The organism is Reyranella sp. (assembly GCF_052439685.1).
Classification (GTDB): domain Bacteria; phylum Pseudomonadota; class Alphaproteobacteria; order Reyranellales; family Reyranellaceae; genus Reyranella.
In genome coordinates this window covers 155,587-171,591 of sequence record NZ_JBQVQG010000002.1, presented here as the reverse complement: position 1 = coordinate 171,591, position 16,005 = coordinate 155,587, and the positions used below count along the sequence as shown (strand labels likewise).

Sequence of the window (16,005 nt, the reverse complement as noted above, 5' to 3'; positions counted from 1 at the left end):
GTCGGGAACGTCTTGGACCGTGACAGATGACGTGGCAAGAGCCCGTCAACGCGCAAGCCGTCCCTTCAGGACGGTGCCGGCATAGGCGCCTGTCGCCTGCCCGTTCTCGAAGGCCAAGGCGCCGTTCACCAGGGTCGCCCGAATTCCCTCTGCTTTCTGTACGAGGCGCCGGGCGCCGCCTGGCAGGTCGCGTTCGACCGTGGGCAGTGCCGGCCGGATACGATCCTCTTCGAACAGTACGAGATCGGCCCGGTATCCCTCGCGGACGAGCCCGCGATCGGTCAGGTCCCAGGCCACGGCGTTGTCGCGGGTGATCTTCTTCACCGCCTCTTCGAGCGTGAAGGCACCGCGCTTGCGCACCCAATAGCTGAGGAGGTGGGTCTGCAGCGACGAGCCCATCTCCTGCGCGACATGGGCACCGGAATCGGAGAAGGTCGCGAGCGTACGGTCGTGTTTCAGGATGCCGAGCACGTCGTCCGGCGATTCGTTGACCAGCGGCTGGACGTAGACCTGGTTCTCATTGGCCAGTGACAGGTCGATCATGACTTCGACGGGGTGCTGTCCGCGCGCTTTGGCGAGTTGCTCGACCGTGGGGTCGTCCCAGTCGACGCCGCTCAGCGCGTACAGATTGGAATAGTCCGGCTTGCGCGGATCGGTGGTCGCCGCCCCTCCTCCCTGGAAGACATTGTCGCGCGGCTTCATCCGTTCTTCGGCTGCCACCAGTTCGCGGCGCACCTCGGGATCGGCCAGCCGTCGCTTCTGCTCGTCGAGCGGCAGCTCGCGAACCTTGCGCCAGGCCGGCAGCACGTCGAACGGCAGATAGGATTTCAGCGAGAAGATCGCGTTGATCGAACGCGTCGTGCCCTGACCGAACATGCGCCCGCCGGCCGCGACGGTCTCGTCGATGTAGCGTGTCTGATAGGCCCAACCCGTGGGATCGTCGCCCTGCTTGGTCGCCAGCACGCCGAACATGACCGGACGCTTGTAGGCCAGAGCCACCTCCTGCAGCCGCGCGAGAAAAGCGCGGTGCGCCGCGCCGCTTGCAATGTCGGGGCCGACCTGGAAGATGCCAGCATCGAGTTCGGCCATCGCCGCCACGATGCGATCGATCTCCTCCCACTCGGCGATCCGGCTGGCGACCGGCGTATTGTCCGGCGTCACGTGTGTGGAGGCACGTGAGCTCGAGAAGCCCATGGCGCCCGCCCGCAGTGCTTCCTTCACGAGATCGGCCATCCGGACCATCTCGTCCTCGGTCGCCGTCTCGGTGAAGGCCCGCTTGCCCATCGCATACATGCGCAGCGCCGAGTGGCCGATATACATGCCGTAGTTGATCGCCTTGGGCAGGCGCTCGACGGTTGCGAGATATTCCGGGAAGGTTTCCCAGGTCCAGTCGATGCCGGCGGCCATCGCCTCGGTCGGGATGTCCTCGACCGCCGAGAGGCAGCGCGCATAGAGGTCGCGATCCTCGGGCTTGCACGGCGCCAGGGCGAACCCGCAATTGCTCATCACCACCGACGTGACGCCGTGCCAGCACGAGCAGCTGCCGAGAGGATCCCAGGCGACCTGCGCATCCATGTGCGTGTGGCCGTCGATGAAACCCGGCGAGACGATCAAGCCGTCGGCGTCGATCGTGCGCGCAGCGGTGGCCTTGATGTGCCCGACCTCGGCGATCATCCCGTCCCGGATGCCGACATCCGCCGTGAAACGCCTGGCCCCGGAACCGTCGACGACCGTGCCGCCGCGAATGACGAGATCGTAAGCCATCACCAACCCTCCCCGGATCGATTGAGTTTGGCGAAGGCGGAATTCGCGGCTGAAACGTTCGGCATACGAAACCGCCTTCGATGCTTTCGCCAACGATTGCAGGCCCGCTCGCTTCCGGCAAGCGGACGGACACACCGTCCTGGCCGTGCTAGCGTGGCCGCAATAAACGGGGAAACGCCAAGTGTACGACTACATCATCGTCGGCGGCGGGTCGGCAGGCTCGGTCATGGCTCATCGGCTGTCCGCCCGCAGCGCCAACAAGGTGCTGCTGTGCGAAGCCGGTCCGGACACGCCGCCCGGCCGTGAGCCGAAGGAAATCGCCGACAGCTATTCCGGCACCGCCTACTTCGATCCGCGTTTCCACTGGACCGACCTCAAGGTCCACACGCAGGTCGTCAGCCACAACAATCCGCAGGAAAATCGCCCGCCGTTGCGCAAGTACGAGCAGGCGCGCGTTCTGGGCGGCGGCTCCTCGATCAACGGCCAGATGGCCAATCGCGGCGCGCCGACCGACTACGCTGAATGGGAAAGCCGCGGCGCTGCCGGCTGGGCCTGGAACGACGTGCTGCCCTATTTCAAGAAGGTCGAGCGCGACCTCGATTTCGACGGGCCGCTGCACGGCAAGGACGGCCGCATCCCCGTACGCCGCATTCCGCGCGAGAAATGGGCCGGCCACGCCCAGGCCGTCGGCCGGGCCTTCGAGGAGAAGGGCTTCAAGTACCTGCCTGACCAGAACGGCGAATTCGTCGACGGCTATTTCCCGGTGACCCATTCCAATGCCGAAGAACGGCGCGTGTCGGCGGCGATGGGCTATCTCGACGCCGAGACCCGCAAGCGCGCCAACCTCACCCTCTCGACCGACACGCAGGTCATGTCGCTGCTGTTCGAGGGTACGCGCTGCGTCGGCGTCACCGCCCGGGTCGGCGGTAAGGAGCAGGAATTCCGCGCCCGCGAGGTGATCCTGTCGAGCGGCGCCATTCATTCGCCGGCACACCTGATGCGCGCCGGCATCGGCCCCGTCGGGCAACTCGCCGACCTCGGCATTCCGGTCGTGTCCGCCCTGCCCGGCGTCGGCCAGCGGCTGATGGACCATCCCTCGATCGCGCTGTCGTCGTTCATCAAGCGCGGCGCCCGCCTGCGCGAGCACACGCGGCGGCATATCCATGTCGGCCTGCGCTACTCGTCGGGTCTGCCCGGCATTCCCAAGGGCGACATGTTCGTGGCCGTGGTCAGCAAGTCGGCCTGGCACGCGGTGGGTGTACAGATCGCCTCGCTGCTCACCTTCATCAACAAGACCTATTCCGAAACGGGGCAAGTCAAGCTCACCTCGCGTGACTGGCGCAGCGAGCCTCTCGTCGAGTTCAACCTGCTGTCCGACACGCGCGACCTCGACCGGTTGATGAGCGGCTTCAAGCTGATGGCCGCGGTGCAGATGACCGACGCGCTGCGCGCGGTGACCGACGTTCCCTTCCCGGCCTCCTATAGCGACCGGGTGCGCCAGATCGGCGTGGTCAATAACAAGAACAAGTGGCTGACCCGGCTGGTTGCCACGATGCTCGACGGGCCGGCGGCGCTGCGCCGCTACATGATCGACAACTACGTGGTCGAGGGTTTCACCTTCGACCAGGTGCTGAATGACGACGATGCGCTCGAGGCGTTCGTGCGCAAGGCCGCAATCGGTGTGTGGCATGCCTCTTGTACCTGCCGCATGGGCCGCGACGACGATCCAATGGCCGTGGTCGACACCCAGGGACGGGTGCGCGGCGTGCAGGGGCTGCGCGTGGTCGACGCCTCGATCTTCCCGGTGGTGCCCTGCGCCAACACCAACTTCCCCACCCTGATGACGGCCGAGAAGATCTCGGACACCGTCCTCGCCGGACACTGAGGAGCCGTTCCATGTCGGTCGTGCTGGGCAGCGGCGAGCACCGCTATCGCGTCGTCGAGAACTGGGCGAAGCTGCCCGACGGCTGGGAGTTCCGCGACGTCGCCGCCGTCGCCTGCGACAGCAAGGACCGCGTCTACGTGTTCAACCGCGGCGATCATCCGATGCTGGTGTTCGACCGGGACGGAAACTTCCTGCGCTCCTGGGGTGAAGGCCTGTTCAGCCGAGCCCACGGGCTCCACATCGACAGCGACGACAATCTCTTCTGCACCGACGACGGCGACCATACAGTCCGCAAGGTCTCGACCGACGGTAAGGTGCTGATGACCATCGGCGTGCCGGACCAACCCGCGCCCTTCCTGAGCGGCCGGCCCTTCAACCGCTGCACCCACACCGCCCTCTCGCCCAAGGGCGAGATCTACGTCTCCGACGGCTACGGCAACAGCCGGGTCCACAAATATTCGCCCGATGGCAAGCACCTGATGTGCTGGGGCACGACCGGCACCGATCCGGGCGAATTCAACATTCCGCACAACATCGCCACTGACGCCGACGGCTGGGTCTATGTCGCCGACCGTGAGAACCATCGCGTGCAGGTATTCGACGGCGACGGCAGGTACGAAGCGCAGTGGAACAACATGCACCGGCCTTGTGCGCTCTATTGCTGCGGCGGCGCGAAGAACCCGACCTTCATCATCGGTGAGCTGGGGCCCGGCATGCCAGTCAATAGCAAACACACCAATCTCGGCCCTCGCCTGTCGATCGTCGACGCCAAGGGCAAGACGCTGGCCCGGCTGGGCGGCCAGGACGGCCCCGGCGAACAGGCCGGCCGGTTCCTGTCGCCGCACGGGCTGGCCGTGGACTCGCGCGGCGACATCTATGTTGGTGAGGTAAGCTACACCAACTGGCCGAGCACCTTCCCCGGCACTCCGGTGCCGAAATACCTGCGCTCGTTGCAGAAACTCGAGAAAGTCGTCTGAGGAGAATGGTTATGGTTGAACGCGTACTCGTCGTGGGGCCCAAGGACACCCTGTCCATGGTCGACGACCTCGCCCCCAAGGGCTACGAGATCGTCAAGGCGCTGCACAATTCACCGGAGCAGAAGGCCGCCCTGCCCGGCACCCACTATTTCGTGGGATTCATCCAGCAGTATGTGACGCCGCAGCTCTTCAAGGATGCGCCGAACCTCAAGCTGATCCAGATGCTGAGCGCCGGTTACGACCGCGCCGACCTCGAGGCGGCGCGCGCGAGCGGCGTTCCGCTGTGCGCCAATGGCGGTGCCAACTCGGTCGCCGTCTCGGAACACGCGATGCTCCTGATGCTGTCAGTATCGCGCCGGCTGATCACCCAGCACAACAACGTCACGGCCGGCCGCTGGCACGGCAACTCCCCGCCTACCGTCCACGAGGTTCGCAACCGCGTGCTGGGCATCATCGGCCTCGGCACGATCGGTAAGAAGGTTGCCAAGCTGGCGCTCGCCTTCGGCATGACCGTCCACTACTACGACATCGCCCGCCTCAAGGAGGAAGAGGAAGACGCGCTCGGCGTCCGCTTCCGCCTGCTGCCCGAGATCCTGAAGCACTCCGACATCGTCTCGCTGCACGTGCCGCTGAACGCCTCGACCCGCCACATGATCGGCAAGGACGAGCTCGCCGCCATGAAGAAGTCGGCGATCATCGTGAACACCTCGCGTGGCCCCGTGATCGACGAGAAGGCGATGATCGCCGCCCTCTCCGCCGGCAACCTGTTCGGCGCCGGTCTCGACGTGTTCGACGAGGAGCCGACCCCGCCGGACAATCCGCTCCTCAAGCTCGACAATGTCATCCTGACCGCGCATCTCGCCGGCCCCACCTTCGAGAGCAACATCACCCGCCTGCGCAACGGCTTCGACAACGTCCAGAGAGTTGCCCGCGGCGAGCCCGCGCTCTGGGTGGTGCCCGAACTGCTGGAATCCAAGACATGAGCCGAGTTTCAAGACGCAGCATCCTCGCGGGGGGCCTCGCGGCCCCCTTCATCGCCCGCGAGGGTTTCGCCCAGGGCGACTGGCCCAAGGGCCCCGTCCGCTGGGTCGTGGCCTTCGCGGCCGGCGGCGCGGCCGACACGGTGGCGCGCAACATCGGCGTACGCGTGGCCGAGATCATCGGCCAGCAGGTGATCATCGACAACCGCACCGGTGGCAATGCCGTCGTGGCGGCAAATGCCGTTCTTCAGGCGCCGCGGGACGGCCAGACCTTTCTGGTCGACGCCGCCAACCAGATCACCAACCCGCTGCTGATGAAGGACCTGCCCTTCGACTATGCGCAGACCTGGGTGCCGGTCACCCAGATGGCAAGCTTCCCGCAGGTCGTCGCCGTGAAGCAGGACTTCCCCTCGAAGACCATTCAGGAATTCATCGCCGCAGCCAAGGCCAAGCCCGGCACCATCAGCTACGGAACCCCGCCGGCGGCCGGCATGGCCCACATGGCCGGCGAGGAACTGCAGCGCCGGGCTGGCATCAAGCTGATCCACGTGCCCTATCGCGGCGGTGCCGACGCCGCGCGCGACATCGGGGCCGGCGCCATCGATTCAGTGATCATCACCACCAATTCGATCCGCCCGCCGGTCGCTGCGGGCCGCGCGCGTGTGCTGGCCGTCACCAGCCTCAAGCGCTCCGTCGCCTTCCCCGACGTGCCGACCCTCGCCGAGAGCGGCTATCCGGGCTTCGACCTCAACGACTGGAACGGCCTGTTCGCCGCCACCGGCACGCCGCCGGCCCTGGTCGATCGCATGCAGGCCGTCGTGGCCGAGGCGATCAAGGACCCGAAGGTCAAGGAACGGCTCGATCCGACCGGCGCCGATCTCGTCGCCAACACGCCGGCCCAGTTCAAGAGCTGGATCGCCGGCCAGCGCGAATTGCTCGGCAAGCTGATCGCCGAAGCCGGCATCAAGCTGCAGTAAGCCGGAGATGCGACCAGCCGCTCTTGCCTACTACAGTGCACAGAGTGCAACGACCGATGCGGGCGAGCGCACGCCACTCGATATCGACCTGCCGTCCGATATCGAGGCGCTTGCCGCGATCGTCCAGGGCCTCCTGATCGACAAGGATTTCATCGGGCTGTACGCGCTGGAACTCGACGGACGGATACGGCTCGGCGAGGTCGACACCCGCTATGCCTCCGACATCTACCGACGGCTGATCGAGAAGGATGATCGACCACTCGATACGTCGCGCGAACCGGGCGCGCGCTTCGTCGGCAGTTGCCGGGACTACGCACTCCTTCTCTGTTCGATGCTTCGCCACGGGGGCGTGCCGGCTCGATTGCGCTTCGGCTTCGCGACATACTTCTCCGGCAAGCCGGACACGTACAGCGACCATTGCGTCTGCGAATACTGGAACGAAGCGCAGAGACGTTGGGTGCTCGTCGATCCGAACGTCGATCCAGTCGTGAAAGGGAGGCTGGGCGTGACCGCCAATCCGCTGGACCTGGAGCGCGACCAGTTCGTCGTCGCTGCCGACGGCTGGCGCCTTGCCCGCGACGGGAAGGTCGCGCCCGACCGGTTCGGTGTTCCGAGCATCGATATCCAAGGCCTTTGGTTCATCCGCGGAAGCCTGATGCGGGACCTCGCCGCACTCAACAAGGTCGAGATGCTTCCCTGGGACTATTGGGGCGTGGCCGACCGAACACCGATCGACGCACTGCCGGAAGAGGAACTGCCCATGCTCGACGAGCTTGCGCAGGTCCTCGATTCGCCGAACGAACTCGTGCAGCTCCAGTCGACCTTCGCCCGACCGGAGCTTGTCGTGCCCGACGCGATCCGTAGCTTCTCCCCGCTTCACGGAGAGACGAAAGTGGTCCTTCGGTAGTCCTGTATTCCCGGGCCAACGCTGGAGTGTCATGATTTGAAAAGGATCGAAAGGAATCTCCCCTTGATGGGTTGATCGATTCCGTTGCGTGACTCGGCACCGCGGACAGCTTTCGCCTCCACATCGATCGGGGGCTCGTTGCAACGCTGCGCCCCGGGCACATCGTCAAGCAGTGAAAGCGAAATAATCGAAAACCAACGAAGCGAACACGCCCGGGTAGCCATTCTCGGGTATTCGGTGGCTGGATACCGCCGAGATCGGTGCAGGCACATCGCGGATGGCGTCGGCTCGGCCTGCACAAAGCCGCAACGCGCAGCGGGGACGGCATCGCCCTGCTTCCAGCCGTCAAATCAGATGGAAGCCAGAACGACGTCGCAAAAGCGGCAGACGCTCGAACCGGTGTCACCCTTCTCTAGGCCGTCTGAAGCTTCAGCCTGTAGGTCTCGTCGAACTTCAGGATGGCCGCGAACGAAACCGCAGCGGCCGCCATGATCATGAAGGCGGGGCTGTAGTCGTTCTCGGTCCGATGGACCAGCCAGGTGGCGACCAGCGGGCTGAAGCCACCGAGGATGCCGAGGGTCACGTTGTAGCCCAGCGCGATGGCGGTGCAACGGATCGCAGCCGGCACCGCCTCGACCATCAGGGCCGGCTGGCCGCCGATGAAGGCGCCGATGGCCACCACGAAGCCGAACTGTCCCAGCAGGACGAGTTCAGGTTGGCCCTGGTGCATCAGCCAGAAGAAGGGCAGCGCGCCCGCGAAGCCCAGCGCCGCAGCACCCAGCATTACAGGGCGCCTGCCATATCGATCGGACAGCCAGCCCATCAGCACCATCACCGGCAGCATCAGGGCCATGCTGGTCGAGTTGATCCCCAGCGCCGTCGCCGGCGCGATGTCGTCGGCGAACTGCAGCCAGCTCACGATGTAGACGAACATCAGATAGAAGCCGACCGAGTTGAAGACCGAGAGCGCGGCCAGCCTGGCCAGCAACGGGCCATGGTTGCGTATCGTATCGAGGAGCGGCGACTTGGCCGTTGCCGTGCGTGGCGATTCATGGACGTGTCGGCGCAACACGACGCCGGCAATGCCCACCAGCAGCCCGAGCAGGAATGGCACCCGCCAGCCCCAGCTTTCGAGTGCCTGTTCCGACATGACAGAAGCGAGCAGCGCGCCGGTGGCCGAGCCGAGCAGAATGCCGCCCACGGCACCGCAGCAGCCCAGCGCTCCGACGAATGCCCGCCGATTGGGCGGCGACTGCTCGATGATGAAGATAATGGAGGTCGTGTATTCGCCGCCGACCGACAGGCCCTGCACCATGCGCAGGAACGTGAGCAGGATCGGCGCCGCGATGCCCAGCGTCTGGTAGTCGGGCAATACGCCGACCAGGAAAGTCGGGACGGCCATGGCAGCCACGGAAAAGGTGAGCGCCGCGCGGCGGCCGAGCCGGTCGCCGATCGCCCCGATGACCGCCCCGCCGATCGGCCGCATGAGGAAGCCGACCGCGAAGATGCCGAAGGCCGACAGAACCTGCGCGACCGGATCCTCGCTGGGAAAGAAGGCGCGGCCGATCGCGGCGGCGAAGTAGCCGTAGACCGCGAAATCGTACCATTCCAGCACGTTGCCGATCGCGCCGGCCGCAATGACCCGGCGCGTGTTGCCCTGACTCATCCCGCTCCCCCGAGCCTCAGATCGATGCGAAGCGATCAGCCGTAGACGAACGCGCGGTCGTCGAGATCGATGGCCGGGAAGACGTTCTTCTCGTTCCAGTAATCCTGGGTGTGTTGCCACTCGGGCTTGTCGCCGCGCTTGGGCAGCAGATGCATGCCGCGCATCATGTAGCCCGGATTGAAGTTCTCCGGATCGATCCAGGGCAACAAGGCCATGTCCTTGTCCTCCGGGCGCAAGGCGACCTCGACTTTGCGGGTCTGGTGCTTGTCCATGTGATCCAGCAGCCGGCAGACGAAGTCGCCGACCAGGTCGGCGCGCAAGGTCCAGCTCGCGCGGAAATAGCCGAACACCCAGATCATGTTGGGCACGCCGGTGAACATCATGCCGCGATAGGTCACCGTGTCGGCGAAGTCGACCGGCTTGCCGTCCACTGCGAAGGCGATGTCGCCCATCACTGACAGGTCGAAGCCCGTCGCCGTCACGATGATGTCGGCCTCGAGCACCTTGCCCGACTTGAGCAGGATGCCCTCCGGCACGAAGCGGTCGATTTCGTCGGTCTCGACCGAGGCCTTGCCGGCGCGGATCGCCTTGAAGAGGTCGCCGTCGGGCACGAAGGCGATGCGCTGCTGCCAGGGCCGGTATCTCGGCGTGAAATGCGGCTCCAGCGGAAAGTCCGGCCCGACATGGGCGCGGACGCCGGCCAGCAGCTCGCTCCGCACCTTGTCCGACTCCTCGAACGCGCGCCGGGTGAACACCGACTGATCATGCAGGATCTTGCGGCGCACGATCTCGTGGATCCATTCCTCGTCGACCTCGAGCTGGCGCAGCGTCTCGGCCAGTTCGATAGCGTTGCGGCCCGGGATGAAATAGGTCGGCGAGCGCTGGAGCATGGTGACGTGCTCCGCCTTGTCGGCCATCGCCGGGATGACCGTGGCGGCCGTCGCACCCGAGCCGATCACGACGATCTTCTTGCCCGTGTAATCGAGGTCCTCCGGCCAAGTCTGCGGATGGACGATCCGGCCCTTGAAGGAGTCCATGCCCTGCCATTCCGGCGTGTAGCCCACGGAGTGGCGGTAGTAACCCTGGCACATCCACAGGAAGTTGGCGGTGAAGCGGACCGCCTCTCCTGTATCGGTTCGCACGCCGTCGATGGTCCAGCGATTGTCCTCGCTCGACCAGGTGGCGGATTCGATGCGATGCCGGTAGCGGATGTGCCGCGCGAGGTCGTTCTCCTCGATGACCTCGCCCATGTAGGTCTTGATCTCCTGGGAGGTCGCGATCGGCTTGCCCTTCCACGGCTTGAAGCGATAGCCGAACGTGTGGAGGTCGCTGTCGGAGCGAATGCCGGGATATTTGTGGGTGAGCCACGTGCCGCCGAAGCTCTCCTGCGTCTCCAGGATGACGAAGCTGCGGTCGGGCATCTGGTGGGTCAGATGATACGCGCCGCCGATGCCGGAGATGCCGGCGCCGACGATCAGGACGTCGAAATGCTCGGTCATGGCGGCTGCAGGCCGTGCAAGGGTGGTATCCGGCATGGGAAGGCTCTTTCCTCGCTGATCAACTCACGCCAGTCTTGCGCGAACATGAGCGCCGAAGCCAGCCCCCAGAATCCACGATCCGAAACCGCCCGCCGGAGACGGCTCGCCCTTGGCGCCCTGCTGATCGCGGCCGGGCTCGTCGCCGGTCTCGGCCTCGCAGAGGGCTTCGTCCGCCTGTTCTTCCCGACCTTCGCCCCGTCCAGCCAGGTCGAATTCAGTTACTCTGCAGGACCGCTTCTGCTCGCCCAGCCGGAAACGCAGACCCGCCAGATTTCCGAGGCCGGCGACTACGACGTCGCCGTCCGGATCAATTCGCATGGGTTACGCGACGTGAACGACGTGGCGACGGCCGGAGCCGACGATATCGTCGTCGTGGGCGACGCTTTCGCCTGGGGCTGGGGCGTCGAAGCCCAGGACCGCTTCTCCGACCAGCTCCAGGTCCTGAGCGGCCGGCGGACCTTCAATCTCGCGACGCCCACCGACATCGAGGGCTATGCCGCCCTGCTGGCCTACGCCAAACAGCTCGGCTCCAGAGCCGGCCGCGTCGTCGTCATCGTCGACATGGAAAAGGATCTTCAGGCCGCCGGGCGGGCCATGCCGTCCCCGGCCAGCGGCTCGCCCCTCGGAGCCTGGCTGACGCGGCATTCGGCGCTCTACCTGCTCGCATCGAGGGCCTTCGAGGGTGCATTTTCGCCCAGGGCCGAGCCCAGCGGCCTTGGCGTTACCCCCAACGAGTACGACCCCGCAAACATCGACCGAGCGGCCAACGAGCTCGAGAAGATCGCGGAGCAGTACCGCATGACCGTGGTGCTCATCCCGTCGCGCGCTCTCTGGATGGGTGACGATCGATCTGTCGAGGAACGGGTCAACACCGCTTTCACGGTCGCCCTGCAGAGGCGCGGCATCGATGTTCTGGACCTTCAGCCCGTCCTCGAGGCACAAGGGTCTCCCCTGTCCTACTATTTTGCCAACGATGGACACTGGACGGCGGGCGGTCACGCCCTGGTCGCCCATGCCATCAGCCAGCATCTCGCCCGCTAACGGAAGAACGCCATGCACGAAAAGGTCGACGTCCTGATCATCGGTTCCGGGGCTTCGGGGGCGGCGGTGGCCTGGAGCCTCGCCGAAACGAAGATGCGGATCCTCTGCCTCGAGCAGGGCGACTGGGTGAAGCCCACGGACTACCCGACCAATGGGCGCGACTGGGAGGCCCGCCTGTTCGGCGACTTTGCCATCAACCCCAACCGCCGGGCGCGCGAGACCGACTATCCGATCAATAACGGCACCTCGCCGATCCAGGTCGTGAACTTCAATGGCGTCGGCGGCAGCACCATCATGTACACGGCGCATTATCCGCGCCTGCATCCCTCGGATTTCCGGGTGAAAACGCTAGACGGCGTCGCCGACGATTGGCCGGTCGACTATGCGACCTTGGAACCGTACTTCACCGAGAACGACCGCATGACCGGCGTCGCCGGCCTCGAGGGTGACCCCGCCTATCCCCACCACGTGCCGCCGATGCCCCCCGTGGCGCTGGGGAAGACCGGCAAGCGCTTCGGCGAGACGCTGAACAAACTGGGCTGGCACTGGTGGCCATCGGATTCGGCCATCGCCACCGTCGAGTATGACGGTCGGGCGCCCTGCATCAATCTCGGCCATTGCACACCCGGTTGCGCCCAGGGCGCCAAGGCCAGTGCCGACGTCACCTATTGGCCGCATGCGATCCGGGCGGGGGTCGAGCTGCGCACGCGCGCGCGGGTCCGCGAGGTGACGCTCGGCCCCGACGGTCTGGCGAACGGCGTGATCTACTACGATGCCGACGGCAAGGAGCATTTCCAGCCGGCCGAGATGGTCATCGTCGCCTGCAACGGCATCGGCACGCCGCGCCTGCTGCTGAACTCGGTGTCCGGCCGCTTCCCCAACGGCATCGCCAATTCGAGCGGGCTGGTCGGCCGGAACCTGATGTTCCATCCTTTCGCCCACACCTACGGCTATGTCGACGAGCCGATCGACGGCAATACCGGCGCGCAGCTTCCGCTTTGGAGCAAGGAGTTCTACGAGACCGACCCGTCGCGCGGCTTCGTGCGCGGCTATACGCTGCAGCTTCACCGCGGCGCCGGCACGATCGTCGATGCGATCACCAATACCGCGCGCGGCTTCCTGCCCTGGGGCGAGGCGCATCACGACGTCTATCGCACCATCGTCAATCGCAAGCTCGGCCTCTCCGCGATCTGCGAGGACCTGCCCGAAGAGCACAACAGGGTGACGCTCGATCCGGTGCTGAAGGACAGCAACGGCATCCCCGCCCCCCGGATCGACTACACGCTGGGCGAAAACACGAAGAAGATGATCGACCACGGCGTCGCGCGCTCGAAGGAGATTCTCGAGGCAGCCGGCGCCAGGAACATCGGCGGCGAGGCGCCGATGCTCAATGCCGGCTGGCACCTCATGGGCACGGCGCGCATGGGCACCGATCCCGAGCGGTCGGTGGTCAACGAATGGGGCCGCAGCCACGATGTGAAGAACCTGTTCATCGTCGATGGCAGCATCTGGGTCACTTCGGGCGGCGTGAACCCGACCTCGACCATCCAGGCGCTGGCGCTCTACATCGCCGACAACATCAAGCGGCGTCTCGCCGACGCCACGCTCTTCGACTGAGGCCATGGACATGACCTACGGAACCCTGACGGACGCCGAAGCCCACGACCTGCGCCTCCTGGCCGGCATTATGATCCCCGCGAGCAGGACCCATGGCGTGCCGGGGGCCGATGACGCGCTGATCTTCGCTGATATCCTGAAGAGCCTGGAAAGGGATACCGCGGACGCGCAGATCGCGCTGAAGCAGTTGAGGGAGCTGTCCGGCGGCGCGTTCGCCGAGCTCGCGTCCGAGCGCCGACCCGAAGTCGCGCTGCGTTTCAAGCAGGAGGGCGGTACGCCGCTCTTCGCGCTCAATCGCGTGGTGCTGCTCTGCTACTACCGCGACGACCGCGTGATGCGCGCGCTGGGCCAGGAGCCGCGCTCGCCCTTCCCCAAGGGTCATGTCGTCGAACAGGGCGACTGGTCGCTGCTCGATCCGGTACGGAAGCGCGCGCCGATGTGGCGGCGGGTCTAGCCGCTCGTCAGCCCTCGCCGCGTGCCTTCAGCACGAAGCCCATCGCCCGGAAGCTCGAATCCTTCTGGATCGCCGCGGTGACCCGCGGATCGCCTTGGGGGTTGCTGAAGGAGATCAGGACGTCCGTCTGGGTCTGGCAGGAGGCTGCGGCCGTCGCGGCGAGCGACTGGGCGCTGCCGGCATAGACATCGGCCAGGTGGATGTTCGCGACCAGGCAGTTGTCGCGCGCCTCGAAAGCGTCGTTGATGCTCTTCATCCGCTGCGGATCGGAGAGACCCGCGGCCCGCAGGGAACTCGCGGCCTCGCAGCCACCCAGCAGAAGCGGCAGCAGTACGAGGGCCGTTCGCAGGGAAATCCGGGTCACCGTCATCGCTCTTCCAGTCTCTCCATCCGCCCGCAACAAAAGGGGCCGGGCCCGACCTGTCAAGGCCGGGCCCGCTCCGATCGTTCTAGTGACGGCTCATCTCGGCGCGACCCACCACCATGTGATGAACCTCGTCCGGACCGTCGGCGAACCTGAGGTGCCGCTGGTTCACGTACATCTCGCTGAGCGGCGACCACTGCGACAGGCCGGTGGCGCCGTGGATCTGCATCGCCTGGTCGATGATCAGGCAGACCTTCTCCGGCACCATCGCCTTGACCATGCTGATCCAGACGCGGGCCTCGCGATGGCCCAGCACGTCCATCGCCTTGGCGGCCTTCAGCACCATGAGGCGCATCGCCTCGATCTCGATGCGCGCGCGGCTGACGAGTTCGAGGTTCTTGCCCAGCTGGATCAGCGGCTTGCCGAAGGCGGTGCGGGAGGAGCCGCGCTTGACCATCAGCTCAATGGCCTTCTCGGCTGCGCCGATCGAGCGCATGCAGTGATGGATGCGGCCCGGTCCGAGGCGGACCTGGCTGATCTCGAAGCCACGGCCCTCACCCAGCAGGATGTTCTCGGCGGGCACCCGGCAGTTGTTGAACTTGAGGTGCATGTGGCCGCGCGGCGCGTGGTCGTGGCCGAACACGGTCATCGGGCCCACGATCTCGAGGCCCGGCGTGCCCATCGGCACCAGGATCTGCGATTGCTGGAACTGCGGCGAGGCATCGGGGCTGGTCTTGACCATGACGATCATGATCTTGCAGCGCGGATCGCCGGCGCCGGAGATGTAATACTTCTCGCCGTTGATCACCCACTCGTTGCCCACCAGTTCGGCGCGCGTGGTGATGTTCTTGGCGTCCGAGGAGGCGACGCCCGGCTCCGTCATCGCATAGGCCGAGCGGATCTCGCCGTTCAGCAGCGGCTTCAGCCACTTCTCCTTCTGCTCCGGCGTACCCACCTTCTCCAGCACTTCCATGTTGCCAGTGTCCGGCGCGGAGCAGTTCAGCGACTCCGACGCCAGCGGATACTTGCCCAGTTCGGCCGCGATATAGGCGTAGTCGAGGTTGGTGAGCCCGCGGCCGATCTCGGAATGGGGCAGGAAGAAATTCCACAGGCCCGACGCCTTGGCCTTGTTCTTGGCGCCCTCGAGCAGCTCCAGCTGGCCTGGCGCCCAGCTCCAGCGATCCTTGCGGCCCTCGCCCAGGCGATTGAACTCCTCGAGGATCGGCGCGACGTTCTCGGCGATATGCGCCTTGACCGCATCGAACAAGGGCTGGGCCTCCTTCGACATGGCGAGATTGTTCAGTTCGGCCTCGAGATCGGGACGGACCGGCTTCCGGGTCGCTGCCGCTGCCTTTTGTGTCATTGAGGTTTCGCTCCTGTCGGTCTGTTTTCTGTTTTCCAGTGCGGCCAATCCCTACAGACCTGATACTTTCGGTCAATCCCCTTAAAGTGAAGGGCCCACGCCTTGTGTCGCCTTGTCCATTGGTCGACCCGAGAATTCTTGCATAGTATCTTTTAGGTGAGTTGCCGAATGATCGGGGGAAGTGATGGCTGACGAGTTGCGGCGTGAGTTGATGCAATCCAAGAATTATTGCACTGACAGGCTTGCCGAATTGAAGACGGAGTTGAACCGACTTCAGGAGGAAGGCACGTCGCTAAAAGCGGAGTTGGAGGGGAGCACCGACAGCAAGGCGGCCGGCCTCATCCGTCGTCGCCGCATGTACTTGAGCCGCCGAGTCGGCGAACTCAAGACCGAACGTTCCGCGAGAACCGAAGAACTGCAGAAGGCCAACGAACAGTTGAAGGCTCTTCCACGGTAGTTTTGGGCCCGAAGC

General features: G+C 65.4%; 14 protein-coding genes. 9 read left to right on the top strand and 5 right to left on the bottom strand.

The window, feature by feature from the left end:
- Positions 1 to 45: 45 nt before the first annotated feature.
- Complete coding sequence (locus ACT6UX_RS03920; protein WP_444773834.1) at positions 46 to 1,764, bottom strand: N-acyl-D-amino-acid deacylase family protein; 1,719 nt, start codon at positions 1,762 to 1,764, stop codon at positions 46 to 48.
- 181 nt (positions 1,765 to 1,945) lie between these two features.
- Between ACT6UX_RS03920 and ACT6UX_RS03915 the strand changes: the two genes are divergently transcribed.
- The 5 genes from ACT6UX_RS03915 to ACT6UX_RS03895 are packed head-to-tail and all read left to right on the top strand — an operon-like array spanning position 1,946 to position 7,490.
- Complete coding sequence (locus ACT6UX_RS03915) at positions 1,946 to 3,649, top strand: GMC family oxidoreductase (protein WP_444773833.1); 1,704 nt, start codon at positions 1,946 to 1,948, stop codon at positions 3,647 to 3,649.
- A gap of 11 nt (positions 3,650 to 3,660) precedes the next feature.
- Positions 3,661 to 4,626, top strand: a complete 966-nt coding sequence (locus ACT6UX_RS03910; protein WP_444773832.1) for a peptidyl-alpha-hydroxyglycine alpha-amidating lyase family protein — start codon at positions 3,661 to 3,663, stop codon at positions 4,624 to 4,626.
- 11 nt (positions 4,627 to 4,637) lie between these two features.
- The gene (locus tag ACT6UX_RS03905; protein WP_444773831.1) at positions 4,638 to 5,609 is read left to right on the top strand and encodes an NAD(P)-dependent oxidoreductase; all 972 of its coding nucleotides are present in this window, start codon (positions 4,638 to 4,640) and stop codon (positions 5,607 to 5,609) included.
- On the top strand, positions 5,606 to 6,583 hold the full coding sequence (locus ACT6UX_RS03900) for a Bug family tripartite tricarboxylate transporter substrate binding protein (protein WP_444773830.1): 978 nt from the start codon (positions 5,606 to 5,608) through the stop codon (positions 6,581 to 6,583). The genes ACT6UX_RS03905 and ACT6UX_RS03900 overlap by 4 nt, the downstream gene beginning before the upstream one ends.
- A 7-nt stretch (positions 6,584 to 6,590) precedes the next feature.
- A complete protein-coding gene (locus tag ACT6UX_RS03895; RefSeq protein WP_444773829.1) occupies positions 6,591 to 7,490 on the top strand; it encodes a transglutaminase-like domain-containing protein in 900 nt (299 codons plus the stop codon).
- A 412-nt stretch (positions 7,491 to 7,902) separates the two neighbouring features.
- On the opposite strand, the gene ACT6UX_RS03890 is transcribed toward ACT6UX_RS03895, so the two are convergent.
- The gene (locus ACT6UX_RS03890) at positions 7,903 to 9,156 is read right to left on the bottom strand and encodes an MFS transporter (RefSeq protein WP_444773828.1); all 1,254 of its coding nucleotides are present in this window, start codon (positions 9,154 to 9,156) and stop codon (positions 7,903 to 7,905) included.
- Between the two features lie 35 nt (positions 9,157 to 9,191).
- Positions 9,192 to 10,691: a flavin-containing monooxygenase gene (locus tag ACT6UX_RS03885; protein ID WP_444773827.1), complete on the bottom strand. Its 1,500-nt coding sequence runs from the start codon at positions 10,689 to 10,691 to the stop codon at positions 9,192 to 9,194.
- Between the two features lie 48 nt (positions 10,692 to 10,739).
- On the opposite strand from ACT6UX_RS03885, the gene ACT6UX_RS03880 reads away from it, so the two are divergent.
- From ACT6UX_RS03880 to ACT6UX_RS03870, 3 genes are read left to right on the top strand one after another with little or no spacing between them, the layout of a single operon-like run.
- Complete coding sequence (locus ACT6UX_RS03880) at positions 10,740 to 11,735, top strand: alginate O-acetyltransferase AlgX-related protein (protein WP_444773826.1); 996 nt, start codon at positions 10,740 to 10,742, stop codon at positions 11,733 to 11,735.
- 12 nt (positions 11,736 to 11,747) lie between these two features.
- Positions 11,748 to 13,352, top strand: a complete 1,605-nt coding sequence (locus ACT6UX_RS03875) for a GMC family oxidoreductase (protein WP_444773825.1) — start codon at positions 11,748 to 11,750, stop codon at positions 13,350 to 13,352.
- 10 nt (positions 13,353 to 13,362) lie between these two features.
- A complete protein-coding gene (locus ACT6UX_RS03870; protein ID WP_444773824.1) occupies positions 13,363 to 13,806 on the top strand; it encodes a hypothetical protein in 444 nt (147 codons plus the stop codon).
- Between the two features lie 7 nt (positions 13,807 to 13,813).
- Here the strand turns inward: ACT6UX_RS03870 and ACT6UX_RS03865 are convergent, their stop codons facing one another.
- Both ACT6UX_RS03865 and ACT6UX_RS03860 read right to left on the bottom strand, forming a co-directional pair.
- Positions 13,814 to 14,176, bottom strand: coding sequence for a hypothetical protein (locus tag ACT6UX_RS03865; RefSeq protein WP_444773823.1), 363 nt, complete (start codon positions 14,174 to 14,176; stop codon positions 13,814 to 13,816).
- A gap of 79 nt (positions 14,177 to 14,255) precedes the next feature.
- Complete coding sequence (locus ACT6UX_RS03860) at positions 14,256 to 15,533, bottom strand: acyl-CoA dehydrogenase family protein (RefSeq protein ID WP_444773822.1); 1,278 nt, start codon at positions 15,531 to 15,533, stop codon at positions 14,256 to 14,258.
- Positions 15,534 to 15,717: 184 nt separating this feature from the next.
- Here ACT6UX_RS03860 and ACT6UX_RS03855 point away from each other — a divergent pair, with 184 nt between their 5' ends.
- A complete protein-coding gene (locus tag ACT6UX_RS03855) occupies positions 15,718 to 15,990 on the top strand; it encodes a hypothetical protein (protein WP_444773821.1) in 273 nt (90 codons plus the stop codon).
- Positions 15,991 to 16,005 lie beyond the last annotated feature (15 nt).

Bases quoted from the DNA above. Each gene is read 5' to 3' on its own strand.
- ACT6UX_RS03920 (WP_444773834.1), bottom strand. From the start codon at position 1,764: ATGGCTTACGATCTCGTCATTCGCGGCGGCACGGTCGTCGACGGTTCC.
- ACT6UX_RS03910 (WP_444773832.1), top strand. From the start codon at position 3,661: ATGTCGGTCGTGCTGGGCAGCGGCGAGCACCGCTATCGCGTCGTCGAG.
- ACT6UX_RS03905 (WP_444773831.1), top strand. From the start codon at position 4,638: ATGGTTGAACGCGTACTCGTCGTGGGGCCCAAGGACACCCTGTCCATG.
- ACT6UX_RS03900 (WP_444773830.1), top strand. From the start codon at position 5,606: ATGAGCCGAGTTTCAAGACGCAGCATCCTCGCGGGGGGCCTCGCGGCC.
- ACT6UX_RS03895 (WP_444773829.1), top strand. From the start codon at position 6,591: ATGCGACCAGCCGCTCTTGCCTACTACAGTGCACAGAGTGCAACGACC.
- ACT6UX_RS03890 (WP_444773828.1), bottom strand. From the start codon at position 9,156: ATGAGTCAGGGCAACACGCGCCGGGTCATTGCGGCCGGCGCGATCGGC.
- ACT6UX_RS03885 (WP_444773827.1), bottom strand. From the start codon at position 10,691: ATGCCGGATACCACCCTTGCACGGCCTGCAGCCGCCATGACCGAGCAT.
- ACT6UX_RS03880 (WP_444773826.1), top strand. From the start codon at position 10,740: ATGAGCGCCGAAGCCAGCCCCCAGAATCCACGATCCGAAACCGCCCGC.
- ACT6UX_RS03875 (WP_444773825.1), top strand. From the start codon at position 11,748: ATGCACGAAAAGGTCGACGTCCTGATCATCGGTTCCGGGGCTTCGGGG.
- ACT6UX_RS03870 (WP_444773824.1), top strand. From the start codon at position 13,363: ATGACCTACGGAACCCTGACGGACGCCGAAGCCCACGACCTGCGCCTC.
- ACT6UX_RS03865 (WP_444773823.1), bottom strand. From the start codon at position 14,176: ATGACGGTGACCCGGATTTCCCTGCGAACGGCCCTCGTACTGCTGCCG.
- ACT6UX_RS03860 (WP_444773822.1), bottom strand. From the start codon at position 15,533: ATGACACAAAAGGCAGCGGCAGCGACCCGGAAGCCGGTCCGTCCCGAT.
- ACT6UX_RS03855 (WP_444773821.1), top strand. From the start codon at position 15,718: ATGGCTGACGAGTTGCGGCGTGAGTTGATGCAATCCAAGAATTATTGC.